Origin of the sequence: Halomonas sp. 113 (assembly GCF_904067645.1) — a bacterium.
Classification (GTDB): Bacteria; Pseudomonadota; Gammaproteobacteria; order Pseudomonadales; family Halomonadaceae; genus Vreelandella; species Vreelandella titanicae.
The window spans coordinates 5,122,408-5,147,783 of the sequence record NZ_LR881453.1 but is presented as its reverse complement, the minus strand read 5'-3'; the positions used below and the strand labels follow the sequence as shown (position 1 = coordinate 5,147,783).

The following is a 25,376-nucleotide window of genomic DNA, read 5'->3' as shown; positions in this document are numbered from 1 at the left end:
GCCAGCGTAAAGGGAAACCGCATGCATGCCGTCAAAACAAGACTATGTGAGCCGATTCTAAACCTGTGTGGCCTCTGCCTGTTACTGATCGCCTTTGTCATCGGTGCGGGGGTGTTGATGCATTTGTTTGGAGTGTCGCAACTCATTGCGTTTGAAACGCCCCATTGGCTGGTGGGGGGAGCAATTACGTTCAACTCTTTGATGGGGTTACAGGTACTGCTTTTTGCAGTGGCCATCATGATGGCCATCGCCCCGGTCTTACTGCTGGATCGGCACGTTAGGGTTGATGTGTTCCACTCCCGTTTATCGGCACGCTATCGGCATGCGATCGATATTGTCGGGCATGCACTGTTCGGTATTCCTTTCTTTGCGTTGCTACTTCTGCCCGCTTATCGATTTGTCGAGCGCGCCTACTTGACCAGTGAGCGCTCGACAGATGGGGGGCTGACGGACATATACGTTATCAAGGCCACCCTGCCTATCGGAATCACCCTGTTTTTGGCGGTGCTGGTATATCTGTTAGTGAAACGAACTTGGTTATTTATATCAGGGAGCTCGGATCATGCTTGAACTCTGGCTGCCTCTCTCCATGGTGTTGCTGCTATTCGCGGGTATTTTGTCGGGCTATCCGGTGGCACTGGTGTTGGGTGGGGTGTCGGCCATTTTTCTGCTGTTTTCAGATCTCCCCTTGGCCTTCTCCAATCTCATGTTGACGCGCGTGTATGCGAACGCGCTGAGCAACTGGCTCTACGTTGCCATCCCGATGTTCATCATGATGGGGTTGCTGTTGGAGCGAACCGGCTTGGCCCGTGATGCTTTCCGCGTCAGTGAACGCTTGCTGCGCAGGCTTCCTGGCCATCTCGCGCTGACGGTGCTGTTCATCGGCGGGTTGATGGCAGCAACTACTGGCGTTGTTGGCGCTTCCGTTGTCCTGCTGGCGGTACTGGCGTTGCCCCGAATGCTCGATGCTGGCTACTCAGCATCGGCGTCGGCGGGGCTCATTTCAGCCTCGGGCACGCTCGCCATTCTGATGCCGCCTTCCGTTATGCTGATCATTCTATCCAGCCTGGTGTCGGTACCCGTCGGCCATCTGTTTAAGGCTGCCTTGATCCCGAGTGCTTTGTTGCTACTGCTCTACACCCTCTATTCGCTTGCCCTTGCATGGAGGCAGCGGCATTCGCCTTTAGCGGATATCAAACGCCCAGATGAGCAGCAAGGTGGCGGCGTTGGGCGCAACCTGCTGGCGTTGTTCCCTTTCCTCGTACTGATCCCCATCGTACTTGGCACCATCGTCTATGGAGTGGCGACGCCTACGGAGGCCAGCGGTGTTGGCGTGCTGGCGGTGTTGGGGTTTGCCGGTGTCATGCAGAAAATCGATGTGGAATCGGTAATGACAGCGGCGAGAGAGACCGTGGTATCGACTGCCATGATCATGATGTTGGTCATTACGGCGACTTGCTTCTCGCTAATTTTTAAAGGGGTCGGCGGTGATGGCTTAATTCGCAGTAGCTTGGGGCTGATGGGGGGAGGCAGCTGGAGCGTGTTAATCCTCATCCTGTTGCTGGTTTTCGTGCTGGGGTTCTTTCTGGACTGGCTGGAAATATCCTTGATTCTGATGCCTATCTTTGTGCCTATCATCACCCAGCTGGAACTGTCGAATGGGCTTACCGGTGGAGCGCTGCTGGTGTGGTTTGCCATTCTGTTTGCTATCAATTTGCAAACTTCCTTTCTCACTCCCCCGTTCGGCGTATCGCTCTTCTATTTGAAAGGGGCCGTGGGTGATCGCGTTGCCACTCTGGATATTTATCGAGGCGTACTGCCCTTCATCGCCATCCAGCTGTTCGTCTTGCTACTGATCCTGCTGTTTCCGGGGCTGCTCATGCTGTAGCCGTTGTATCAACCATCACCGCACAGAACTTACGACACAGAACTTAGGAAATGGAACTTAGGAAATAGAACTTACTAAACAAATAGAACAGGAGTTAACACCATGACGTTGTCTTTGAAGAGCACCATTATCGGTACTGGAGCGTCGCTACTCGCCTCCACCGCGATGGCCCAGAATTTGACCCTGCAATCCGCTTTTCCCTTCAGTCTTGAGGTCATTGATACCTCAATACATCGCTTTGTCGAGGATGTCTCCACGGCGACCAACGGGGAGCTGACCTTCACTCCTTATGATGCCGGATCCTTTTCGCCCCCCTTCGAAATTCTGGAAAACGTCGGTAACGGCAGCCTGGACGCAGGTTGGTCGGCCGCCAGCTACTGGGCAGGTCAGATTCCGGCTGCCGCGCTGTTTCAAAGCATTCCCTTCGGCCCTGATGTACCTAAGTACCTGTCCTGGCTATATGGCGGCGGCGGTCTCGAACTGTGGGAGGCGCTGTACGCACCCCATAATGTCGTACCGATTCCCTGCGGCAGCATGATCTCTGAAGCGGGCGGATGGTTCACCGAGGAAATCACTAGTGTTGAAGACCTCAATGGCATGAGCATGCGCATTAGTGGTCTGGGTGGAGAGGTGATTAGTCGCTTGGGAGTGTCGCCAGTTTCCATTCCTGCTGGCGAGACGTTTCTCGGGCTTGATACGGGGCGCATTGGTGCCGCTGAGCTCAGCTTTCCCACCATTGATACCAGTGCGGGCTTCTTTGAAGTTGCCAAGCACTACTACTTCCCTGGTTGGCACCAGCCCGGCAGCCTCAATGAACTGCTGGTTAACGCTGACGTGTGGGCTGGCTTGGCAGAAAGCCAGCGCTTGGCCGTGCGCAATGCCTGCAGTGATTTGAGCATTCGTATGTTTGCCCACGATATGCAGGCTCAATCCGCCGCCCTGGAAGAGTTTCGCAGCGCTGGAGTAACCGCTGAACGCTTCCCTGAAGAGGTGTTGGCTGCCTTGCAGTTGGCCACAGAGGAGGTGCTGGAAGAAGCGGCTCAGCGTGATAACGACTTTGCCGACGTCATTGAGTCGTATCAAAACTTTAGCGAGCGCTATGACGAGTACCGCGAGCTAACCGCTTTTTAACCACCCCGAGCCAACCGCTCAAATACGGATAATGAGGATTGCGATGCCTACCGTTCACGTTTACATGATGTCAGGCCGGACACAGCAGCAGAAGGAATCACTGATCAGCGAAGTCACGGATGCTGTGGTTTCTTCGCTGAGTGCGCCCAAAGAGAATGTTCGGGTAATTATTAGTGAGGTACCCAAGAGCGAGTATGGAATTGGTGGCGTCACCGGCGAGAAGCTAGGGCGCTGATTTATAACAACAAGCACGCTGGAGAATGAAAAATGAACTTTGACGCAAGAGATTTCCGCCGCGCCCTAGGCAAGTTTGCTACTGGCGTCACGGTGGTAACTACCCGCAACGCCAGCGGTGAAAATTTTGGCGTCACCGCGAGTAGCTTCAATGCGGTGTCGATGGATCCGCCGTTGATCCTGTGGAGCATAGATAAAGGGGCTCACAGCCTCGCTACATATCAAGTTGCTGAGCATTTCGTTGTCAATGTGCTGAGCAATGCCCAAGTCGATATCTCAAATCGTTTTGCAAGCCGTGGCGAGGATAAGTTTGCCAATATCACCTTTGAGGAGGGGGTTGGTGGAGCCGCCAAGATAACGGATGCGGCGGCCCATTTTGAGTGCCGTACCTGGAACGTCTATGAGGGTGGGGATCACCTTATTATTGTTGGTGAAGTGGTGCGTTATGCTTATCGGGACGTGGGCAGCGCGCTCGTGTTCCACAATGGCCGTTATGCGGTGCCTGAACCGCATCCCATGTTGCTACCTGTGAATGAACAGAGTTCCTTGAATGGTCGTTTGGGTAAGCATTTGCTCTACCTGATGCGCGAAGCCCTCGCCGCCTATCGCGGCGATTTCTATCCTCGGCTCGCCAGCCTCGGAGTCAATGACAATGAATGGCGAGTACTGACCTTACTGGCGGATCGTGGTGTTCTAGGGGTCGAAGATTTGGCCCGGTCTGTGGCCCAGCCTATTGCGGATCTCAACGATACATTGAATGGGCTACAAGAGCGTGCACTAGTGGTTCTAGCAAACGATGGAAGTGTCCTGCTCAGCGAAGCGGGAGAGACGTTAGCGCTGCGCTTATTGGCTATGGCAGATGACTACGAGCAGCGTCTCTTCGAAAGTTTAGAGCCAACCGAGATAAGCACAATCAAATCAGGGCTAGGGCGAGTAATCGAACGCCTTGGTACTACTGCTTAAACATTGAATTCATTGGCAAGTAGGCTTGAGAAAGCACTACTTTCTTAAGACTAATTATAAGACAGATGGCGTGTTTTTCGCGCCGCAAAAACTTGGAGTTTAAAATGACACAGGTATCTGATAACGAACTGAAAGCCTTGGTATCACGTATCGAAGTACTCGAAGCAGAAGCTGAAATTCGCCGTATTCAAGCACGTTATATGTTTTTATGTGACACGCCGATTCCCGAGTATGGCGTGCAAAGTGATGATGAGCGAATTGATTTGATTATGGATTTGTATACAGAGGACGCTGTATGGGAAGGCGTTGGAGAATATTACGATAATCAATTTGGTCGCGCAGAAGGGGCTGCTGCTATCCGTAAGCATTTCGAAGGATTTTGGAAAAAAGACCAAGACCCCAAGCTCTTGCTAAACGTTCACTATCTGACATCAGAGCAAATTCATGTGACTGGTGATACAGCGGAAGGCCAATGGGTACACTGCCAACCCTGGATATTCTCTGATGGTAAGGCACTGCTTCGCTCATCAAGATTGAATAATGGTTTTCGCAAAGAGTCTGATGGTAAATGGAGAATTACTAGAACGCGTACAGAGAATGTGTTTGTTGCACCTCTTAAGGAAGGTTGGGCGTCTGACTTTCCTTCTCAATCAATGTTGCTCAAACCCTGACTATATAACTTTTAAGGTTATTAAAAGCTTTGTGGGCTCATTATTACTATACCTTGAGCCCACTGCATTCTCTAAACAGTCTAGGTAAGAGCATGCCATATTCTTTTTTATATTCTACCAATCCTGCACGTATTGTTTTCGGTCCTGGCAGTTTGGAGCGAATTGCTGATGAGGTGCGCCGGCTGGAGTGTACCCGAGCGCTGGTACTGTCGACTCCCTTTCAGCGGGAGGATGCCGAGCGCCTTAGTCATCAGTTGGGAGAACTTGGAGCTGGCGTCTTTAGCGAAGCGGCTATGCATACTCCTGTAGAGGTGACTGAGCAAGCAATGGCAGCCTTTGCCGCAGTGAAAGCTGACTGTGTGGTCGCTCTAGGGGGGGGCTCCACTATTGGTCTAGGAAAGGCGATTGCTTATCGTAATAATGCGCCTCAAGTTGTCGTAGCCACGACTTACGCTGGATCGGAGGTTACTCCGATACTGGGGCAGACAGAGAACGGTGTGAAGACTACCGTTAAGGATGCATCAATTCTGCCTGAAGTAGTGATCTACGACGCCGAGTTGACCCTAGGGCTGCCGGTATCGATGAGCGTGACCAGCGGCCTAAACGCCATGGCCCACGCTGTGGAGGGCCTGTATGCCAAAGATCGCAACCCTATCACCACGTTGATGGCTATGGAGGGTATTCTCAGCCTTAAGGAAGCTCTGCCCGTAATCGTTGAGCGGCCAGAAAACGTGGAAGCTCGCAGTAAAGCTCTCTACGGTTCCTGGTTATGCGGTACCGTGCTGGGCACGGTTGGTATGGCTCTGCATCACAAGCTGTGTCATACCTTGGGCGGGAGCTTCAATCTGCCCCACGCCGAAACCCATGCCATCATGCTAGCTCATACTGTGGCCTACAACGCTCGGGCTGCAAAGGATGTACTCACACCCGTTGCCGAGCTATTTGGTGGTGAGTTGGGTGGAGGGCTTTACGACTTTGCCAGATCCCTAGGTGCCCCCCTGGCGCTCAAGGAACTAGGGTTGACCGAGGCCGAACTGGATCTGGCTGCTGGCCTGGCGATGAAGAGTCCCTACTGGAACCCTCAGCCTGTCGAGCAAGAAGCGGTACGTGAGTTGTTACAGTATGCCTGGAGCGGTGCCCGCCCCGAATGATCAATCAGGGCTTGTCAAAGCGAGGCCCCAGCAAGGAAAACAGTATGACCAGAATAGGTTATTTCACTGAAGAAAACTCCATCGAGGCAGTTAACGGTCGCATGAGTAAAGAGACCGCTCCGCGCTTGCAAGCGGTCATGGCCTCACTGATCAAACACCTACATAGCTTCGTCAAAGATGTCGAACTCACCCAGGAGGAGTGGGAAGCAGCTATTGAATTTCTTACCCATACCGGTCAGATATGCGATGACAAACGCCAGGAGTTCATCTTGCTCTCTGATACGCTAGGCGTCTCGATGTTGGTAGATGCGATCCAGCACCGCCGCCCCCCTGGTGCTACTGAGAACACGGTTTTCGGCCCCTTCCATGTGGATGGTGCCCCAGTACTTGAAATGGGTGCCAATATCTCCCTGGACGGTAAGGGAGAAACCTGTCTCTACGAGGGCCGCGTGCTTGATCTGGACGGTAACCCTGTCGAAGGTGTGCGAATCGACGTGTGGTCAGACAACAGCGAGGGCTTTTACGATGTCCAGCAACCGGGAGAGCAGCCGACCTGGAATAATCGCGGAGTATTCATTACCGGTTCCGATGGTCGCTATTGGTTCACTGGTATCAAACCTGTGCCTTATCCCATTCCGGACGATGGCCCAGTGGGACAGATGCTGACATTGCTCGGACGTCACCCCTGGCGTCCTGCCCACATGCATTTCATGCTTAACCATAGCCGCTACGAACGCATCGTTACACATACATTCGTCTCCGGAGATCCTTATCTTATATCGGATGCTGTTTTTGGAGTGAAGGACTCTTTAATAATCGACTACTTACCCTGCAGTGAAGAAGGCGTAATGTGGAAGGCTAGTTTTGACTTTTTTATAGTTGAGAAAGCGACCAAAAGAGACACTGAACGCAGCAACACCTAGAGGTGTTCGCTGACATACTAAAGAAAGCAGTACCTGGCACTCAGAACTTACAATAGTTTTGCGCTTGGAGCTTGAGACCGCCCAGCGCAGCCACCAGTGCATGATCTTCGTGCCTTACGGCTTAATGCAATACACAGGTCTTTATTGCGAAGCCCTGTAAAGCGAATGGCAAGTCAGTTTTTTCCACCACAGCTATTTTACCCGTGAATACGCCTGCTTTTTTAGGGAGCTGCCATCCGAGATTTGTCAGCGCGCGGCCTCTGGTTAAATGTAATCAAAATTATGAAAATCGATCAAACCGATAGGGCATTGGGTCTATGACCGGTGGGTTGCCAGAGAGAAGGTCGGCTGCTAATTCACCGGCGGCTGGCGAGGTACCAAACCCATGACCGGAAAACCCAGTCGCCACCGTTAGCCCTGGAAGCTTGTCCACCGAACCGATCACCGGGTTGGAATCCGGTGTAATATCGATCATGCCTGCCCACGTTTGTTCGATTTCGGCTTGCTCGAACGCTGGCCATGCTGCTTTCAGGTTGTTTAACGCCTCGTTGTTGAGAGTTTGGTTTGCGGCTGGGTCTATCGTCCGCACGCGTTCAAAGGGTGAGCGTTGGGTGGCGGACCAGCGGCGTGGCAGCGCTAAATCTTTGAAAAAATGCTTGTTGAGTCCTATTCGTAGAAGGTTACGCTGGGCACGTAGCGACTTCATGTAGTGCATACCGACCCGTAAATGATCCAGCGTTAGCGGTGCATCCAAAGCACCTCGCTGAGTGATAATAAAGCCACCGTCCCGATGCTTACGAAATGAAAAATCGGGCGCACCGACTGCAATATCAGTGGGGCCTTCCATGGGCTTTGTGCGCAGAACAGAGCTAATGAGAGGAAGCGTAGGCAGAGATACGCCGTGATTGCCCAAGAAACGCCGTGACCACATGCCCCCCGCTAAAAGTACCTGATCGCAGCGAATTTCGCCTTTTTCGGTAACCACACCGTCGACCTTGCCTTGTGATGTCGATAATGTGCGCACTGCGCAATTTTCAACAATAACGGCTCCTTTGGCGATAGCGGCTTTAGCAATCGCGCTGGAGGCGAGCGTCGGTTCTGCTCGCCCATCTGAAGGGGTGAAGATCCCACCAGTCCAGTCGCTACGGTTACCAGGTACCATATCGCTTATCTCATGAGGGCTAAGCAGTCGGGAGTCCAATGAAAGATGCTGAACAGAGTTTGACCAGTTTTCATAGACTGACATCTGGGCGTCGGTACGGGCCACAAACATAATGCCTGACTGTCGATACCCGACGTCACTACCGACACGTTCAGGCATCTCTGCCCACAGGCGGTCAGCGGCCTGGGCTAGAGGAATATCTTCTGCGTGGCGGCTCGTCTTGCGAATCCAGCCGAGATTGCGCGATGACTGCTCGCAAGCAATTCGGCCTTTTTCAAGTACGACGACGGGAATGTTGCGCTCTGCCAAGGTCAGGGCGGCGGTGAGCCCGATAATACCGCCGCCAATGATTACGACAGTTGTCGAAACAGGCAGATGTTGTGATGTCTCGACGGGGATTATTGACGGAGCCATAAAGCCGGTGTCCTTAGGAGTGTGCTTTAGCCTACTAGAAGGTGCGGACTCCCAGGGAGGCCGCACTAGCAGGGTAAGTAATTGCTTATTTTGCAGCCGTATTGATCATGTCTGCTGTTGTTTGAGAACCCCCTTTATAAGCAGTGACTTCGAGCTCGACTTTATAAACGGTTGAGCCCAGAGGGGGGCACGTTACCGTGGAGGCTGGATCAACGCCTTTAAATTTTTGCCCGATAATTTCCATAACAGTCGGTACATCTTGCGGATCTTGGATAAATACGCGTGACATAACGACGTCCGCCAGTGAAGCATCGATTGACGATAGGGCGGTTTCAATATTGGCAAACACTTGATGTGTTTGCTCGACAACATCTTCTGGGATCTCTTTTGTTTCTGGGTGGCGGCCAGCCGTATTGGAAACAAAAATCCAGTTATCAACCGCTACTAATCGTGAATAGCTGGCATGCTCTTCAAACGTTGAGCCTGTCTTGACTTTGACTATGTGAGCCATCGTTTTGTCCTATTATCCTGAACTATTTAGTGATCAATCGTTCGACGTACTAAAAGATGCCTGTGGCTGATATCAGCTCAACACGGGGGTTTCCCAAAGGTTTAGTGAGACGCCGATACCTTTTTCGATAGCATTACGGTAGACATACGTTGCCCATGCCACATCTTCCACTGGCATGCCCCCAACGGATAGCAGGATGATCTCGTCATCATTTTTTCGCCCTGGCGCTTCGCCCGCCACGATTTCGCCTAGGTCTTCCAGCTGGTCGAGAGTAGTCTTCCCCTCGGCAATCATGTCCATAAAGCGAACCCCAATCACTGGAATATAGTGGTGGGCTGGCTTAGGCACTTCTTCGTACCAGGCCTGATAAAGCCCAGTATTGTCGAGGACTTTACGTGCCTCTTTCTCCATTCCTTCATCCAGGTTGCATAACGCTGGCATGGAGAGAAAAGCGCCGGGTTTGACCCACTCTCGTTTGACGAGGGGGTAGGTTGAAGGGTCACCCACTTCACCAGAGTTGCAGTAGGTGACGATATCGGAATCGCGTACCACGGCTTCAATACTATCGACTACCAGAATATTAGTGATTTGCGGATAGCTGTCTTTAACCCATTGGATGAAATTGTCGAGACTTTTTTGCCCGCGTCCTTTCACCTTGATCGTATCGATAGAGGGGCAAACCGCCATAAAGGCAGAGACAGATGTTTTTCCCATCACACCTGGGCCTAGTAAGCCAATGACTTTGGAATCCTTGCGTGCCAAATGTCGGGCACCTACGCCAGGTACGGCGCCGGTTCTGTAAGCGGATAGCAGGTTGGCCGACATAAAAGCCAGAGGTGCGCCGGTATCAGCATCACTTAACGTGAAGGTAAGAATAGAGCGTGGTAGCCCCTTATCTCTATTGGCGATGTTAGACCCATACCATTTGACCCCGGAGGTGCGAAAGCTACCACCTAAATAAGCAGGCATTGCCATCATGCGGCGGTCTGCCGTTGGCTTGGGCATCGTGGGAAATGGTGACTCCTCAGGAAACATGATCATCGCGCCGTGCGAGTCGTTATTGGGGCCTGCCATACGGTAATCACCCTGGTGGAGCAGGCTGAACACCTCTTCCATCGCATCCACGCAAGCGGGCATATCAGTCACACCGGCGCGTATCATGTCTTGCTCGGAAAGGTAAATAAAGTCGATTTGTGTGTTATTTTTCATTGTAGACCTCGGTATCGTCATTGTTTTCCTCAGGGGCTAAAACAGCAACTACCTCTATATATAGTGCTGTGGAATACGTCACCCATAAGTGTTTTTGAGCGTGGTTTCCTACACGCTGTTGAATAAAGCTACGTCTCATAAGTCGGAAGCGTTAGCACAAATCGGCAACTTGTTACTGCTAATGAGGAAGGAATCATAAATTTTTATTTTAACTTTTTCTAATATTAATTTGTCTTAGAATTTGGGCGTCTGTTAGTATTTTTGATAACGTAACAATACCAAAGAGGTTGTTTTTAAACTTTTGTAAAAGATAGGAAAAAACTAACTGTCATGCTGATCCAAGTGGTCTCGACAAAAAACGACAATTAAGTTTCGGTGATTGCTTAACGTTCTCCTTAATAATAGAAAATAATGTATTAACAGATGCTAATTTTATGAGATAAGGAGTGCAGTAAGCGTTTGACTACATAGCGATAGGAACTGGTTCCGCTGGCTGTATGATCGTCCATCTACTCATCCCGGCAACGGGAGCCCCTGCTTTGTTGGTTTTGCAAGGCCAGCACATTCAAAAGCAATATACGAAGGCCAGCAGACCCGAATCTACCTTACGGATTAAAGAGTGAGACGTTATCAAAACCCTTTAATCGGCGATTTTTTGGTGTTGCGCACGATAATCCCTTGGCGGCATACCGTAGTGTCGTTTGAACACACGGGAAAAGTGCGCTGAGTCAGCAAAGCCCCAATTGTAGGCTATGGTTGTGATCGGTAGGCGGCCGTTACCAATTTGGGTCAGTTCGCGGGCGCAGCACTGCAAGCGCTGACGATTAATATAACGGCATATGCTTTCACCGTTCATTTCGAATTGACGATAGAGATGACGCACCGATACGTTCAGGCGGGCAGCCAATTCATCCGGCGTAGGTGGTTCCATCAATGCTTCATTGATCATTTGCTCGGCAAGACGCCGTAACGGGCTCCCCATTTTGATAGCGTCTTCAACATGCAAGCAGGGTTGCAAGAGACTGATCAAGGCATCCTGTAGCGCTTCACCATGTTGCTTGCCTTCGCTCAGGGTTATGTGATCCTTGCTAATCTGCTGAAACATTCCATAGAGCAGTCGTCTGCTAAGACTGGCCTGCTCGAGCTTGCCAAAGCGGCAGGTACCGGCAGGTAAAAGTCGATCAACAGCGTCACGGCAGAGATGGATCGACAATTGATTGATTAACCCCTGGGGCTTCATCTCAAACGCCTGAGCTGAATCAAGTAATGCCATGTCATTAGGCTGTAGAGTAAAGGAGTGGTTATTGTTAAGTATCGCCATGTTGCCTTGGCGCTGTAAGACAAGGAAATAGAAGCGATCATCTCCCCGTGTCGCAACTCCACGTTCTCGACGGATTGAGCGAGCGTTCACACGTATGTCCGCTAGTGTGAGACCACCCAAGTCATAACGTTGAATATTGCCAACAAAATGTTCGGGACAGTTTGCGCGCTGGGTTACAAAACGTCCGCAGACGGCTTGCATAGCATCATTCCAGCTATCGAAATCATAAGCAGTTTGCACATTCACAGCAGATCTCCTTTTTAGGATGTTCTTGTACTAAAATCCATGCCTGCGGTTGAGGCGGATGATTGCATGAATATTCATGTATTATTTGTATCAGAAAAATACCGAAGAAGCGAAGTAGTTCCTCATAGCTCACCCACGGTGTCGTCTGGCTGTACCCTAACTATCTCCCGGGGCCGATTTGAGTACTGTAATGCCCGTTATATTCCCCAGAGCGCAAAGAGGCGCTGCTGAAATAGCTCGGCAAGAAGGTATTTCCGATGCGCTGATAGATAGGCAATGACGCAGTATCAGCTGTCAAAACGGCAGGGAAATCCATGTTTTCGTCAAACAAAGACAAGATGTGCGTACCACGACTGAATACCCTTGATGGACTGCCCAGAAATTAAAGGGGTAAGACAAAATAACAAGGGGCTCTTCAATATGAAATTATGCTACTCCGCTTTTTTACCTGTTGCTGCTGTTACTAGTGGCGTAATTGCAGCGTCACTTAGCAGTGCGCAGGCTGCTGAAATATTTAGTAATACTGACACCCAGATTGGTGCCAACATTGAGGTAGTGCTGGGGGGCTTTCATAGCCAGGAAGGATACGCCCAGAGCGAAACCAGTGCGCCCGGTGGAAGGGACTGGCAGGAAGGGTTTGCCAAATATGGACTGGATGCTACGCATGCGCTAGGGGAAAGCTCGTTTTATGCCAACGTAGCCTGGGTATCCAGCGCGACTATCGGCCAAGGCGACGCGGCAGGCTATACGACCGGCGATGAGCGTAAAACCCGTCTGGAAAATTTATACGCCGGCTGGAAATCGGGCAATGCCTTGCCTGCCTTGGGGGTAGACGGCATCGATTTTTCTCTGGGGCGTCAGCGTATCCAGCTCGGCGATGGGTTTTTGATCTCAGGCGATGCACTCAACTTTGGTGAAGGAGTGTTAGGGGGCGATCTTGACCGTGGAGGCGCTTACTATTTAGCAGGACGCCAGTCGTTTGAAAACACAGCTGTGCTGAAGCTGGGGGGAGAGCAAGGCTGGCGTGGGGATGTAATGTGGCTAGCATCAGGCAACCCTGCACAGGCCAAGTCAGAACTGGCCGTTGCTAACCTTGAGCGTGTAACCGATAACGGTACGCTTGGCATCTCCTATCTTGATGTACTGAATACGGACGACGACTATGCTTTCCTCTACCCTGACCGGGAAAACGTTAAGGTCTATAGCGTGCGGGGGCAAGGCAATGTCGGTGTCGAAAACTTGTTTCTCTCTGGCCAATACGCGCTGCAAAAAAATGGCAGCACGGGGGACGAAAACGCGTGGTACCTAGAAGCCGGCTGGACTTTTTTAGACACGGCATGGACACCCAGTGTTAGCTACCGTTTCAGCCGTTTCTCGGATCAATATGACACTCTTTTTTACGGCAATGGACGTGCGTTAGGCACTTGGTTCCAAGGAGAAGTAGCCGCTAACTATGGCGGCCCGTTTAATGTTAATACGCGGGTTCATCAGCTGAACGCATCGTTGTCGCCTTCCGAAACGCTGAGCTTCGGCGCGATGTGGTATGACTTTACCTCTTTGTCAGATGACGCCGGGCCTAATACCGGTGGGCAGGAGCTCGACTTATATGCTTTTTGGGCGCCTAGTGAACACTGGTGGGTAATGCCGCTGATCGGACATTATACCCCGGATGCCTCAGCCACTGGTGGTGGTACTCAGCTCGGTAGCGATAGTGCCAATCTGTACACGCAGCTTTTGGTTGGATTTAATTTTTGAGGCAGGAAGCCGGGCATGGGTGAGGAAAATCGCCTACTTACCGCTGACAGAAGAGTAAAACACCAACAGATATCTCACAACTAGGCATTGGCTATTTAAGAGTACTAAGAAGGAGGCCGGGATGGTTAGAGAGCTAGCACAGTTACCGGGACCATACTCCTAGCAGAACAGACATGGGAACGCTGACGGGAGGGGTGGCTGATCAGCGTGAGTCATTAGGGAAAGCATTGGCAAGGGAGAACAACATTATGGCAATGCGACACAAGCGGCTGAGCTCCGCCCATTGGTAGTGTCGCTGACAAGGGTTGATTGCCCGCACCACAACTACAACCACTAGAACGGAAATAAAAATGGCTAAATCTTTGAATCGTCGCGATTTTCTTAAATCCTCGGGTGCCATGGTGGCGGGAAGCATGGCGGCCGGTACTCTCGGCCTCTCCACGAATGCTCATGGATCGGACGAAGATGCCAGTGTCTATGACGTAATCGTTGTCGGTAGCGGCTTTGCCGGTGTGACCGCCGCCCGTAATGCGAGCCAGGCCAACCTGCGAGTCCTGCACCTGGAAGCCAGCGCCCGTCTCGGTGGCCGCACCTTCACGAGCCACTTCGCCGGTCACGATATCGATCTGGGCGGCAGCTATATCGGCTGGGGGCAACCCCATGTCTGGGCCGAAAAGATGCGCTATCAAGTAGCTATTGATGAAACCGCAGGAGCAAGAGCCACTCATTACGTCTGGCATAATGAGTCAGGAGAAAGACAAGAAGGCTCTCCCGATGATTTTTGGTCACTCATGGGGCCTGCAATAGATCGCTTTTACGCTCCTGCTCAGGAAGTCCTGCCCAGGCCATATGATCCTCTTTTCATGCACGATAACCACGGTCTTGACATGATGTCTTCTGAGGAAGCTGTCAATGCATTAGGCCTGCCTCTCGATCAGCGTACATTGATACAGACTTTCGCCGCGATGAATGGTCACAGCGATGCGGATCAGAGCAGCTATCTTGATCAACTCAGGTGGTTCGCACTGTCGGGATTTAACCAGGACTTCATGTGGGACAATATCGGACGCTATAAAATAAAAGGTGGTACTCAAACCCTTCTAAGAAAAATTCATGAGGATAGCCGAGCAGAGTTTAAGACGGGCCAGCCTGTCAGAAAGGTCGAGCAGGTTGACGATCGCGTCAGCGTTACGACCGCAAGAGGAGAAACTTTTATTGCCAAGAAGTTGATCCTTTCCGTGCCGTTGAACGTGGTGTCGAGCATTGAATTTTCACCCTCCATCTCCTCAATCAAGATGGACACCAGTCAGCAACGCCATACCGGATCTGGAATAAAAACATACATTCGGATCAAGGGGAATCACCCTGTAATGTTTGGCCAAGGCAACCAGGATATGCCCTTTACTTTTATCTGGACAGAATATGAAGATGAGAACAGCCAAATTCTAGTAGCCTACGGAATTTCCCCCGAACAACTGGATACTACCGATGCAGAAGCTATCCAGTCTGCTGTCAATCAATATTTCCCAGACACTGAGATCATTGATTTTGCCAGTTACAACTGGAACGTCGACCCCTACGCCCTGGGGACTTGGTGCATGTATCGTCCCGGCTGGCTGACCGAGAGGCTGGAAGAACTCCAGCGCCCGGAAGGTAATATCCATTTCGCCACTTCGGATATCGCCAGTGGCTGGCGCGGCTTCATCGACGGGGCCATCGAGTCCGGCGCCCAGGCCGCCGAACAAGTATCGGTGCTGCTCAAGGCAGAGGCGGACTCATAATGAGATTGAAACTTACCCATTGGTTACTGGGACTCCCCTGTCTTTGGGGGTCCATCGCACCGGCATTGGCCGCGAATGACTGCGATATAGATCTAGGCAGGCAGGCCTTCGCCACCTGCAGCACCTGCCACTCCAATGATGCCAGTGGGACACACTCCGTCGGCCCCAACCTTTACGGCGTCATCGGTCGAGCGGCTGGTACCGCCCCAGGTTACGGCTATTCGGTCGCCTTGGAGGAGCTCGACACCGAGTGGACCCCTGAAGAGTTGAGCAAGTTCCTGACCAGCCCTATGGAGTATGCTCCGGGCAGCATGATGGCCTATGGTGGGCTGAAGAACGAAACACAGCGCAATGCAGTGATCTGTTACCTGGAGCAGTCTTCCGAATAACCTCGCCAATAAGGATCCAATGTCATTAAGAAGTCTCTGCCACTCTTGCTGTCCCTCTTGACCGTATCGATGGGTGCCAATGCTGCGGGCCTATCGGAGGCCGATAGGGTCGCTATCGAGAACAAGCTCGAGGCCGTCGAGGCGATGTGGAGCGAAGATGACTACGAGGGCATCGCCCGGTCTCTCTATGTCGAGGAGACGAGGATCACCGGTGAGGATACCACTGACGTCTATACCGGGATGGAGTCACTGACCGGACTCGTCGAATATCTCGTGGATACCAGCAACGCCGTCGAACTCACCCTGGTTCAGGCCAGCCCCGTGGGCGAAATTGGTGTCATCAGCTGGGTGAACTGGTATGTCACCCCAACCGAAGGCGAGGACTTCGTCATGAAGAGCTTGATGGTCTGGGAACAACATGACGGCGACTGGAAGGTAATGGCCGATATGTATGCCGCTGGCGAAATCGACGAAGGATAGGGAATAAAGGATAAGCAATATGATATCTCTCAAGTTGAAGCAGGCCTACAGTGACCTGGAAAGCATCTGCAGCGTCGCTAACATGGGTGCCGAGGTGCTGGAGGGCGACCCGCAGGCTTCGAGCAGGATGCTGGAAGGTAATATCGGCGATCCACTCAGTTGCGGTATTTTCGGCTGTACTGGGGGCAAGTATCGCGTTGTCTACACCTTTAGCGAACATGCAACCGTCGTTGAAGGCACGGTAATACTGACCAATGAATCCACGGGAGAATCCATGGAATACCATGAGGGTGACTCCTGGTTCGTCAAGCAGGGAACACCGGTCATCTGGGACGTTAAAAGCGACACTTTCATTAAGCACTTTGGTGCTGCAACCCAACCCTGATGAGCTGTAGCCATAGGTTGCTTGGCGGTAGTCGATATAATGCCAATCACATCAGTTCAGCATCCGAAGGCGACAAAAGTGCCTATCACTCCATAACATGATGCGTTTTATTGGCCAGTACTGGCCAATAAAACGCACCAGTAGCGCCAGGCTCGCCCAGCTGTAATGGCTGTCGCTGTTGTCAGTGATGCTCAGATACTCACTAACAGATGGCGGACACAGAAGGCATACAGCAGGAAGTAGCCGCGGTGATCGTAATAGCGGCTAAAGAACTTCTCGGCTTGCTCACCGTGTACAACGATATCGGTGCCATCAAATTCCAGCATGCTCCTCTTCGGGGTGCGTCATGCCGTTCATTGAAGGGGGGGCCACCGCAATTCATGGGTCTTGACCATTTGCTTGCCGATCGGCGCTCTGCTCTAACCGGCACAGCGTAGACTCGCCTGCCAGAGTATCATCTTCACCTAGCGCTGCTTGAACAGTTGGTCATAGCGCAGTGCTTCATGGTCGTTGAAATCTTCGTAGCCCGCGGCGACACCGAACACCACTGACGAACCAGGAAGTCGTTCTTGCTCTTGTGGCGAATCTGTTCCGGTGCCCAGGGGCATGAAGCGCCGAAGCGTTAGGCGATGTTACTTATAAACTTCCAATAACAGGAGCAATCCAGCGTCAGAGGTTATGTGGCCCCTGAGAAATCGGCTTCAATTTGGCGGCGTGAGAGTGGCGAGAAGGTGAGTTTTTCAGGTACTATTTCGGAGGCGGCTGTTGGTGTTGGTTTTTAGAGTAAGACCTTGAAACGTTAACACTTTCAGCCGCTTTTTTTACCGCGAAAGAAATTCGGGCTAACACTATAGCTATTCGGGGGTGAAAAGACCTTTCTTCATATATAACTTAACCCATAATACAGCGATTATACTAATGACTAGCAGAATACTTCCCGCAGTAATGTAAATTTGTTGTGTTAACTCAGGTGTGGGGGAGTTATTAAATGCAACGTAACCCATCCCGATAATTCCCAGCAGTTGCGGCACAGGGAAGAAAGGGCTCTTATAAGGACGAGGTAATTCTGGATAGCGAACTCGTAAAACAATGATATCAATATGAGCTATGATATAAGCCAATAACCAGCTGGTAGATGCTGAGATAACCAGTACGATGATAAAATCAATACTCATCGAGATCATGAATATAGAAACCATTAGCGACATGAACACAATGGCTACCCATGGAGTTCCAAACCGCTTACTGGTTATTTTTAACTGCGGAAACGATTGCCCGTTTTCTGCCATACCCTGTAGCATGCGCGAAACACTGGCAAGGACTGTATTGACAGTACTACAAGTCGCTGCAATGGCCATCACAGTCGCAAAGAGAAGGCCAGCCTTCCCAAAAACCGCATTCGCATAATCAAGATAAGGAATAGGTGTGCCGATTAGCGTTTCGGGCGTTAAGTACTTAGATGCTCCCCAAATAAAGAAGGTATATATACCTAGCATTATACATAGTGACAGCATCATTGCTCTAGGAATATCCCTCTCTGGTTTTTTGACCTCATTTACCATTGGACAAATAAATTCAACACCTACAAACATCCACATCGCGAGGGAAATAAGTCCAATGGTATCTAAACTTAGCGCCTGCTTAAAGTCCCAGGTAAGTGCTGAATTTTCCAGCACGGGGTGCGGCTCGGCGATCCCAGTTACAGCTGCTAATCCAATAGTTATCAATGCACATACTAGAATAAAAGCAAAGAAATTTTGAGCCTTTGCAAATACATTTGTCCCTAAAATATTGGTGATTGTCAAAGCAATTAAGATAACAAACGGTATCAGCATCGGGGGAAACAAGCCGGGCAATAACTCATTCAATATCGCATCTACCAGAAACATTTCGGCAGGAATCCCTAGCACTCCCACAACGACGTAGCCTGCATATACGGCCAGAATTGCAGGAAAGTGCCCGATTGCTTTTTCGGTATACGTACCTAACGTTCCAGCATGCGGAAACATAAGCGACAGCTCAGAGAAGGTCATAGCATTGAAAAGAGAAAGGATGAACGCAATAATAACAGCTGCGACAAAGGCTGTCCCTCCAATGCCCACACCCTGCAAGGCCGACAGCATCGATCCCTGAACTATAACTAAGCCAATACAAATAGAGATCATCGTAATGAAGCCGAGGCGAGACCTCTTTCGAGCCTTCCCATCTACAAGGGGGCCATAGTCCCCCACCATTCCTGATTTAGGGTTATCTACTTTATTCATTTTTTAACCTCACGAACCAAAAGGCAATTTGTTGAGTATTGTTAGGTAAAACCACGGTCTTAATATACTCATATGTAAATTGTTGTTACTTGATCCTTTCTGCCATAAACTTGAATTTTTGTGACCAATTTTTCCTGGCAACAGGCCAAATTTTGTACTCCCTATCTGCAATTATATTTCTTTAACTTGCCAGAAGTATGCAGCCGAAGTGCCTGGTAATTTTATCGCAACACATATTAGGGTTCCTAGTTCTCCTGCGCTTTCATCGGTTTCGACAGCCCCATATCCCCTGACAATTAAGCCGCTTAAAGCTGCACGCTGACTAAATAAAGAAGCCCAAGACACCCAGGTTCTTCCATAGTACTGAACCTGGCATTTTATATTAAAGAGGATTGCGTGAGCCCAGCGATATAATTCATGTTTTTTAAAATAGCTGCAAAATTTTTTTATCGATAGAGATTGAATTCCGAGTTCATCGAAAAACTTTAACAACCCTTAATCAACTTGGACTTCAAAAACTTCTCCTCACTAGGCTAGGCAGCCATAGACAACAAGCTTGGCAGCCACGATCAATTTTCGATTGCGGATTAAGGATCCAATAGAGTTTACGATGATCCATACAGCGAAGCTTCAATGTCGATACGAGATTAGGGCTACATCGTTGTTCTGTGCGCGGTGAGAGCCATGATCCTTGGCATCGTGCCACTTGAGCTTTTTTACGATCAGACGAAGGGGCTTTACGGTCTGATTGACTAACGACTGCTACCTTAACTTTGAACTATCTCACGTTGCCCAGGAGCCCTCATGAACGAAATACAGCTTTTGCCTCAGGTTCAAGACTTTCTTCAACAGAACCACGCCCACTTTATTGACGGCCAGTACTATAAGGGCCATTCCAATACTAGTATCCCGGTCATTAATCCGGCTAACGAAGAAGTGGTTACCGAGATTGCGAACGCCAGCAAAGCCGATATCGAAGCAGCGGTCTTTTCGGCCCGCAGTGCGTTTAAAGGAAGCTGGGCAAAGACCTCTCCTTATCAGCGCGGTGTGGTTCTTAACCGCTTGGCTGATCTTATCGAAGCAAACGGTGAGGAGCTGGCCCAGTTGGAAACCCTTTGTTCAGGTAAGACTATTCATCTATCGCGACTGTTCGAAGTTAGCCAAAGTGCGATGTTTTTACGTTACTTCGCTGGCTGGGCGACCAAAATTAACGGCGAAACTATAAGCCCTTCTTTTCCCTCCATGGCTGACGAGAAGTACACTGCGTTTACCCGTCGAGAACCAGTTGGCGTAGTAGCAGGCATCGTGCCGTGGAATTCGTCTGTGATGATCGGTGTGTGGAAAATCGCCGCCGCGTTAGTCACCGGTTGTACTATCATCATCAAACCTAGCGAATTTACTCCGTTGACAATGCTACGTTTGGCACAGCTAGCGGTAGAGGCCGGCTTGCCTCCTGGGGCGTTTAATGTGCTCAATGGAGCAGGAGGGGTCGGTGCGCAACTGATTAACCACCCGCAAGTGTCTAAGGTCTCTTTCACCGGTTCAGTGCCGACCGGCCTTAAAGTTGGCCAAGCTGCAATGGCAGCTAACCTTACACGTGTGACATTGGAACTGGGGGGCAAGAACGCAGCTGCGTTGCTGCCGGATGTAAATGTCGATGCGGCTGTTGCAGGCTTGATACAGAGTGGATATGTACACCAAGGTCAGGTCTGCGCGGCGCCGGAACGTGTGTACGTACCACGTGAGCGATTACAAGAGGTGATAGAGAAATTCAGCGTTGCTTTAGAGCAGCTGACTATCGGCTCTCCACTGGATGAAAGTGTACAGTTCGGGCCGCTGGCCAACAAACCGCAGTTCGACAAAGTTATGGAGTGTTTGCAGGTCGCTCATCAGGAGAGCAAGGTGTTATTTGGTGGTAAAGCACTGCCTCAGCCTGGTTACTTCGTAGAGCCAACCCTATTGCTAGCGCTTAGCTCGCAAGATCGGATGTTACACGAGGAAACCTTCGGCCCAATAATCACCCTGTTAGCGTATGACGACGTAAATGAATTACCTGCTTTGATCAATGATTCACCTTTCGGATTGACTGCCAGTGTTTGGAGCAACGATCTCTCCGGCGCACTGCGCCTAATAACTGAAATTGAAGCAGGTACGGTGTATGTCAACATGCATACTTTTATCGACCCCGCAGTGCCGTTTGGAGGTATCAAGGCTTCTGGTACGGGTCGAGAGTTTGGCAGTGCATTTATTGAGGATTATACCGAAATTAAATCTGTAATGATTCGCTACTGAAGCCTTGTCATCAGGTTGGCGCCTCACTGGCGTCGACCTTCTTTTACAGTTTTAAAGTAAAAGCTGTGTATTCTTAGGTAATAAAAGTCATGAAAAAACATTAATTAAATTTAATTTAGAAAATATGGATAGGCTAAAATAGCTAAGCTGACAAAAACATTTAAGATGACCATCCCTAATAATTATTAATATCAAACAGCAGCTTAATCTAGTATTTAATATTGCTAATCAAGATTTATCTTTTAAATTCTACCCCCTTCAAAAAGTGGCCCCCATGCCTATTGCATTCCATCATTGTACAGATGTAACCGAGCATGCCATGTGGTTATCTGGTTGGCAGCAGGAATTTGATCAGATTGACGAAGGGAGCTTTGTTGGGGAAATCATTGATATAAGCGAGCCGGGAATAAGGCTTTTCCGCGAAAGAGCCAACCTCGCCGTCTCACAATTAATGCGTTTTCCAGAAGATCAGTGGCATTTAGCCATGCCGCTACAATGGCCTAACAATTCCCTCTTTCGCTCTGATGCCATTACGGTACTGCCGCGTTGCAACGAGTTTTTGGGTATATCACCAGCTGGCTACGACTTGCTAGTGGTCTCTATAGACCTTAACCGCCATAGCTGGCTAGAACAGAATGCAAGAAAATCCCGGGTGCTCGCAGTTACGCCGGATTTATTCAAGATGGTCAAGCAGCAGTGGTGGGCATTGACAGAGCATTTAAGAACCTGCAGTGGAGAAGCTACTCCATGCACCCAGCAAGCGATAATGTGCCAGCTAAAGGAGGGTATAGACTTGTTACTTGGATCACCATCTTGCACTGTGGTGTCTGATGACAGTAGCAATTACCGCACTCGTCGCTATGTAGTGGATCGCTGCCATGCACTGTCCAAGATGCATCCAGACAATCCGCCTTCGATGATGGCGCTTTGTCAACAACTCAACATCTCACGGCGCACACTACAGTATAGTTTTCAGGCTGAGACAGGTCAGTCTCCGGTGCATTATCTTAGGGCGCTACGTCTCAATGCGGTGCGCCGCAGACTGATGAGAGACCCTACCCTTTGCTTGGCTGATGCGGCAGCGCAGCAGGGTTTTTTTCATCAGAGTTACTTCAGCCGCGAATACCGTCGCCTATTTCTTGAGCTTCCCTCTGACACTCGCAAACGAAGCCAGGAAGCATGAAAAAGCGCAACACATCGATTAACAAATAATCAATCATATAAAGAATGGAATCGATAATTAGCTCCGCCACCAATTGAAAAGACTTATGTCACAACAACGCGATACCTGATAGGCCCGGTGTTGTACTTGACCATTGTGCTCTGGTCTCTGATTTTCTGCCAGTTATCAACTTTAATTTACAAAGATCCGAATGATTTTTTTTCCGTTAAGCTGGCCACAGAAGACAAAAAATTGTCAGTAGCTGCCAAGTTTTCAAGAGAACTGTATGTTTTGATCAATAAGACGAGCGCGAAAATACAAAAATCGTAGAGGCGTAACAATGTATATAAAAACTTCTCTCCCACCCATCGCAAATTTCTCTGAAACAGCGCTTCTCTTAACTTCATTATATTCCCTAACTGCGAAGGCTTATGAAATCTATAAAGAAAATGGCCCGTCAATCGATGCTGATCACGAGGCAACTCTAGGGATTTACAATAGCCAGGACAGCTATTCCCAGTCCGGCACCCTGGACGAAGATGAGCAAAGTTGGCAGGAAGGCTATGTCAAAGATGGCATGCCATGTTCAGAAATTATTATTTAATTTCTAACGCTTTAAGACATCTGCTGCCAAAAAATAAGATAAAAATTAAGGGGTAATAGTCATGCACTTCCGGTCGCTGCGAATCTTCGTTACTGTGCTGGTAGGGGCCTGCTTGGCAGTCGCGGTTCTGATACTCACTGTCTATGCAGTAGTTACCAACTCACAAGCCCAGGAGCGATCTAGCCACGTTACGGAGCAGATGATTCAGGAAGGTGCCAAGCATCGGCTCTACGCAGAGGCCGCCTATCAGGCAGAAAAGATACAACTGCAACTAGGACAGGCATTGGGAGTTGCCAAAAGCCTGGCAAACGTCAATACCCTCATGGGAGTGAAGTCCGGCCAGGAAGACGCGCAACTCGATCTCAACCGACAGGAGGTCATGAACGTCATTCGCCAATTCATGGCCACGAATCCTGAGATCACAGACGCCTATATTGGCTGGGAGCCCAACGCCTTTGGGCCAGATGCCCCTTTTGCCGCCACCAGTGCGCCGGGGCACAGTCCTGATGGTCGATTCATGCCACTCTGGTATCGCGACGAGAACGGCTCACTCCAAGTGATGCCTCAGGGGGCAGATATTATCGAAAGTGATACCCTGCAGCCCAACGGCCTGCGCGAGGGTGAATACTACCTGTGTCCAAAGGAGACGCTGGCGCCCTGCATTACCGATCCAGCTGCTTACGAAGTCGAAAGTAAAACCGTCATGCTGACCTCCTTCAATGCACCGATCGTCGTTAATGGTGAGTTCATGGGCAGCGCCGGTGTCGATCTGTCCGTTGACTCCCTCCAAGCCACATTGAGCGAGGCCAACCGGGCTCTCTATGACGGGGCTGGGGAAATGGCGCTGATCGCTTCACGAGGCGGCGTGGTCGCCTACACCCAGGAAGCAGCGATGCTGGGTGAGCCGATGGCGAAGACACTACAGCCCGCGCTGCAGGAGCGTGTCACTCAGGCCCAGCAGGGAAATCTTATCTTCGAAACCGATGACCAGCAGGGCATGGTCGAGCTCTATTGGCCGTTTACCATAGCGGGGGTCGGCAAGCCTTGGGTGCTAATGATTCGCCTACCTGAAAGTGCTGTGCTCGCGGGGCTGCATGGTCTGCAGGAGCAGATGCAATCCCAGCGTCAAGCCGACATGCTGGGCATGTCCCTTATGGGTCTCATCATTGCCGGATTGGGACTGCTGGCGGCTTGGTGGGTAGGTGGTAGTATCGCTCGCCCGCTACGCCAATTGGCTGAGCGTATGCGTGATATTGCCAGTGGAAATGGTGACCTGACACAGCGTTTGCCGGTACATGGGCGTAACGAGAGTGCCGCGCTGGCCATACAATTCAATGCGTTCGCCGACAAGATAAACAACGTGTTACTTGATGTCCGTGAGAGCAGTGATTCGGTGCGGGTTGCAGCCAGTGAGATTGCGATGGGCAGCCAAGACCTGTCGTCGCGTACCGAGACTGCGGCCACCAATTTGCAGGAAACCTCCGCGTCGATGGAGCAGCTTACCAGCACTGTCGAGCATACGGCGGCGTCCTCGCGGGAGGCCAATCAGCTATCCTTGTCAGCTTCCGAAGTCGCCTCTCAGGGTGGTGAGGTGGTTTCCCGGGTAGTGCATACCATGGATGAAATTGATGCATCGTCCCGGCAGATCGCCGAGATCGTTTCGGTGATGGATGGCATCGCCTTTCAGACCAATCTGCTGGCGCTTAACGCCTCGGTAGAAGCAGCACGCGCCGGCGAGCAGGGCCGTGGCTTTGCGGTGGTTGCTGGCGAGGTACGCCAGTTAGCCAGCCGCAGCGCCGAGGCCGCACGCCAGATCAAGGAGTTGATTGGAACTTCAACAACCCGGATCCAGGCCGGTGCCGAGTTGGTGCGGGCTGCCGGAAAAACCATGGATGAGATCGTCGCCAGCGTGGCGCGGGTCACCGGCGTACTCGGCGAGATCAGTGCGGCCACCAAGGAGCAAAGCCAGGGCATCGGCCAGGTCAACCAGGCAGTCGCTGAACTGGATCACATGACCCAACAGAACGCAGCGATGGTTGAGGAGTCCACGGCGGCGTCTGACCGGCTCAAGGAGCAGTCGCTGCGTCTGAGCGAGGTGGTAGGTGCGTTTTTTCTGATGGAACGTGGCGCAACCGGTAGAGAAACCACTCCTGCAGAAAGACTCTCGCAACAATCTGGACAGCTGATGCTTGATGAGTAAACGTAAGTAGAAGATCGAGCCCATGCCGTTTAACGAATCGTGCATCGATCGGCAAGCGGTCACGTGTGACTTGACGCCAGCGCTTACGGCATGGGCCTCGCATTGTTTCAGCTTGCTTATACAGAATATGCTCTGGGCTTCGATAGCGGTGAGAACATGGCCCAGTCGACGTATGGAGCGCTGTGCTAAAGGACTGGCTACTCAGCAGGAAACCGATCAATCTATCACGCAGATTGCCTA

Annotated in this window: 22 protein-coding genes and 1 pseudogene; 17 read left to right on the top strand and 6 right to left on the bottom strand. The window is 50.8% G+C overall.

Features of this window, described 5'->3' with window-relative positions:
- Positions 1 to 21 precede the first annotated feature (21 nt).
- The 8 genes from YERSI8AC_RS23930 to YERSI8AC_RS23895 all read left to right on the top strand — a co-directional run bounded on the left by YERSI8AC_RS23930 (position 22) and on the right by YERSI8AC_RS23895 (position 6,961).
- Positions 22 to 570 (top strand): TRAP transporter small permease subunit, encoded by a 549-nt coding sequence (locus tag YERSI8AC_RS23930; RefSeq protein WP_141440316.1) that lies wholly within the window; start codon positions 22 to 24, stop codon positions 568 to 570.
- Complete coding sequence (locus YERSI8AC_RS23925) at positions 563 to 1,888, top strand: TRAP transporter large permease (protein ID WP_159177759.1); 1,326 nt, start codon at positions 563 to 565, stop codon at positions 1,886 to 1,888. The genes YERSI8AC_RS23930 and YERSI8AC_RS23925 overlap by 8 nt, the downstream gene beginning before the upstream one ends.
- A 102-nt stretch (positions 1,889 to 1,990) precedes the next feature.
- Complete coding sequence (locus YERSI8AC_RS23920) at positions 1,991 to 3,019, top strand: TRAP transporter substrate-binding protein (RefSeq protein WP_159177758.1); 1,029 nt, start codon at positions 1,991 to 1,993, stop codon at positions 3,017 to 3,019.
- 43 nt (positions 3,020 to 3,062) lie between these two features.
- A complete protein-coding gene (locus YERSI8AC_RS23915) occupies positions 3,063 to 3,254 on the top strand; it encodes a 2-hydroxymuconate tautomerase (protein WP_088700097.1) in 192 nt (63 codons plus the stop codon).
- A gap of 32 nt (positions 3,255 to 3,286) precedes the next feature.
- The gene (locus tag YERSI8AC_RS23910) at positions 3,287 to 4,216 is read left to right on the top strand and encodes a flavin reductase (RefSeq protein ID WP_159177757.1); all 930 of its coding nucleotides are present in this window, start codon (positions 3,287 to 3,289) and stop codon (positions 4,214 to 4,216) included.
- A gap of 104 nt (positions 4,217 to 4,320) precedes the next feature.
- Positions 4,321 to 4,887: a nuclear transport factor 2 family protein gene (locus YERSI8AC_RS23905; protein WP_141440320.1), complete on the top strand. Its 567-nt coding sequence runs from the start codon at positions 4,321 to 4,323 to the stop codon at positions 4,885 to 4,887.
- A gap of 92 nt (positions 4,888 to 4,979) precedes the next feature.
- Complete coding sequence (locus YERSI8AC_RS23900) at positions 4,980 to 6,038, top strand: maleylacetate reductase (RefSeq protein ID WP_159177756.1); 1,059 nt, start codon at positions 4,980 to 4,982, stop codon at positions 6,036 to 6,038.
- A gap of 44 nt (positions 6,039 to 6,082) precedes the next feature.
- Positions 6,083 to 6,961 carry an intradiol ring-cleavage dioxygenase gene (locus YERSI8AC_RS23895; RefSeq protein ID WP_141440322.1) on the top strand — a complete coding sequence of 293 codons (879 nt, stop codon included), beginning with the start codon at positions 6,083 to 6,085 and terminating at the stop codon, positions 6,959 to 6,961.
- 280 nt (positions 6,962 to 7,241) lie between these two features.
- Here the strand turns inward: YERSI8AC_RS23895 and YERSI8AC_RS23890 are convergent, their stop codons facing one another.
- The 4 genes from YERSI8AC_RS23890 to feaR form a co-directional block, all read right to left on the bottom strand.
- Positions 7,242 to 8,537, bottom strand: a complete 1,296-nt coding sequence (locus tag YERSI8AC_RS23890; protein ID WP_159177755.1) for an NAD(P)/FAD-dependent oxidoreductase — start codon at positions 8,535 to 8,537, stop codon at positions 7,242 to 7,244.
- Between the two features lie 85 nt (positions 8,538 to 8,622).
- Entirely contained in the window at positions 8,623 to 9,048 is a 426-nt protein-coding gene (locus YERSI8AC_RS23885; protein ID WP_141440324.1) for a RidA family protein, read from the bottom strand.
- Positions 9,049 to 9,120: 72 nt separating this feature from the next.
- Entirely contained in the window at positions 9,121 to 10,257 is a 1,137-nt protein-coding gene (locus YERSI8AC_RS23880; protein WP_141440325.1) for a tyramine oxidase subunit B, read from the bottom strand.
- Between the two features lie 640 nt (positions 10,258 to 10,897).
- Positions 10,898 to 11,824, bottom strand: coding sequence for a transcriptional regulator FeaR (gene feaR / locus YERSI8AC_RS23875; RefSeq protein ID WP_159177754.1), 927 nt, complete (start codon positions 11,822 to 11,824; stop codon positions 10,898 to 10,900).
- Positions 11,825 to 12,244: 420 nt separating this feature from the next.
- On the opposite strand from feaR, the gene YERSI8AC_RS23870 reads away from it, so the two are divergent.
- The 5 genes from YERSI8AC_RS23870 to YERSI8AC_RS23850 all read left to right on the top strand — a co-directional run bounded on the left by YERSI8AC_RS23870 (position 12,245) and on the right by YERSI8AC_RS23850 (position 16,614).
- Positions 12,245 to 13,579 carry a hypothetical protein gene (locus tag YERSI8AC_RS23870; protein WP_201304264.1) on the top strand — a complete coding sequence of 445 codons (1,335 nt, stop codon included), beginning with the start codon at positions 12,245 to 12,247 and terminating at the stop codon, positions 13,577 to 13,579.
- A gap of 350 nt (positions 13,580 to 13,929) precedes the next feature.
- Positions 13,930 to 15,360, top strand: a complete 1,431-nt coding sequence (locus YERSI8AC_RS23865; RefSeq protein WP_159177997.1) for an FAD-dependent oxidoreductase — start codon at positions 13,930 to 13,932, stop codon at positions 15,358 to 15,360.
- The gene (locus YERSI8AC_RS23860; RefSeq protein ID WP_159177753.1) at positions 15,360 to 15,749 is read left to right on the top strand and encodes a c-type cytochrome; all 390 of its coding nucleotides are present in this window, start codon (positions 15,360 to 15,362) and stop codon (positions 15,747 to 15,749) included. The genes YERSI8AC_RS23865 and YERSI8AC_RS23860 overlap by 1 nt, the downstream gene beginning before the upstream one ends.
- 69 nt (positions 15,750 to 15,818) lie before the next feature.
- Complete coding sequence (locus tag YERSI8AC_RS23855) at positions 15,819 to 16,229, top strand: hypothetical protein (protein ID WP_159177752.1); 411 nt, start codon at positions 15,819 to 15,821, stop codon at positions 16,227 to 16,229.
- A 19-nt stretch (positions 16,230 to 16,248) separates the two neighbouring features.
- Positions 16,249 to 16,614, top strand: coding sequence for a cupin domain-containing protein (locus YERSI8AC_RS23850; RefSeq protein ID WP_159177751.1), 366 nt, complete (start codon positions 16,249 to 16,251; stop codon positions 16,612 to 16,614).
- 54 nt (positions 16,615 to 16,668) lie between these two features.
- On the opposite strand, the pseudogene YERSI8AC_RS23845 reads toward YERSI8AC_RS23850, so the two are convergent.
- Positions 16,669 to 17,365, bottom strand: a pseudogene (locus YERSI8AC_RS23845) (transposase); the annotation flags it as partial.
- A 103-nt stretch (positions 17,366 to 17,468) separates the two neighbouring features.
- Complete coding sequence (locus YERSI8AC_RS23840; RefSeq protein ID WP_236557412.1) at positions 17,469 to 18,878, bottom strand: APC family permease; 1,410 nt, start codon at positions 18,876 to 18,878, stop codon at positions 17,469 to 17,471.
- A gap of 804 nt (positions 18,879 to 19,682) precedes the next feature.
- On the opposite strand from YERSI8AC_RS23840, the gene YERSI8AC_RS23835 reads away from it, so the two are divergent.
- The 4 genes from YERSI8AC_RS23835 to YERSI8AC_RS23820 all read left to right on the top strand — a co-directional run bounded on the left by YERSI8AC_RS23835 (position 19,683) and on the right by YERSI8AC_RS23820 (position 25,136).
- On the top strand, positions 19,683 to 21,170 hold the full coding sequence (locus YERSI8AC_RS23835; protein ID WP_159177748.1) for an aldehyde dehydrogenase family protein: 1,488 nt from the start codon (positions 19,683 to 19,685) through the stop codon (positions 21,168 to 21,170).
- 274 nt (positions 21,171 to 21,444) lie between these two features.
- Complete coding sequence (locus YERSI8AC_RS23830; RefSeq protein ID WP_159177747.1) at positions 21,445 to 22,353, top strand: helix-turn-helix domain-containing protein; 909 nt, start codon at positions 21,445 to 21,447, stop codon at positions 22,351 to 22,353.
- A 319-nt stretch (positions 22,354 to 22,672) separates the two neighbouring features.
- A complete protein-coding gene (locus YERSI8AC_RS23825; RefSeq protein ID WP_159177746.1) occupies positions 22,673 to 22,936 on the top strand; it encodes a hypothetical protein in 264 nt (87 codons plus the stop codon).
- A gap of 61 nt (positions 22,937 to 22,997) precedes the next feature.
- Entirely contained in the window at positions 22,998 to 25,136 is a 2,139-nt protein-coding gene (locus tag YERSI8AC_RS23820) for a methyl-accepting chemotaxis protein (RefSeq protein WP_159177745.1), read from the top strand.
- Positions 25,137 to 25,376: the final 240 nt, after the last annotated feature.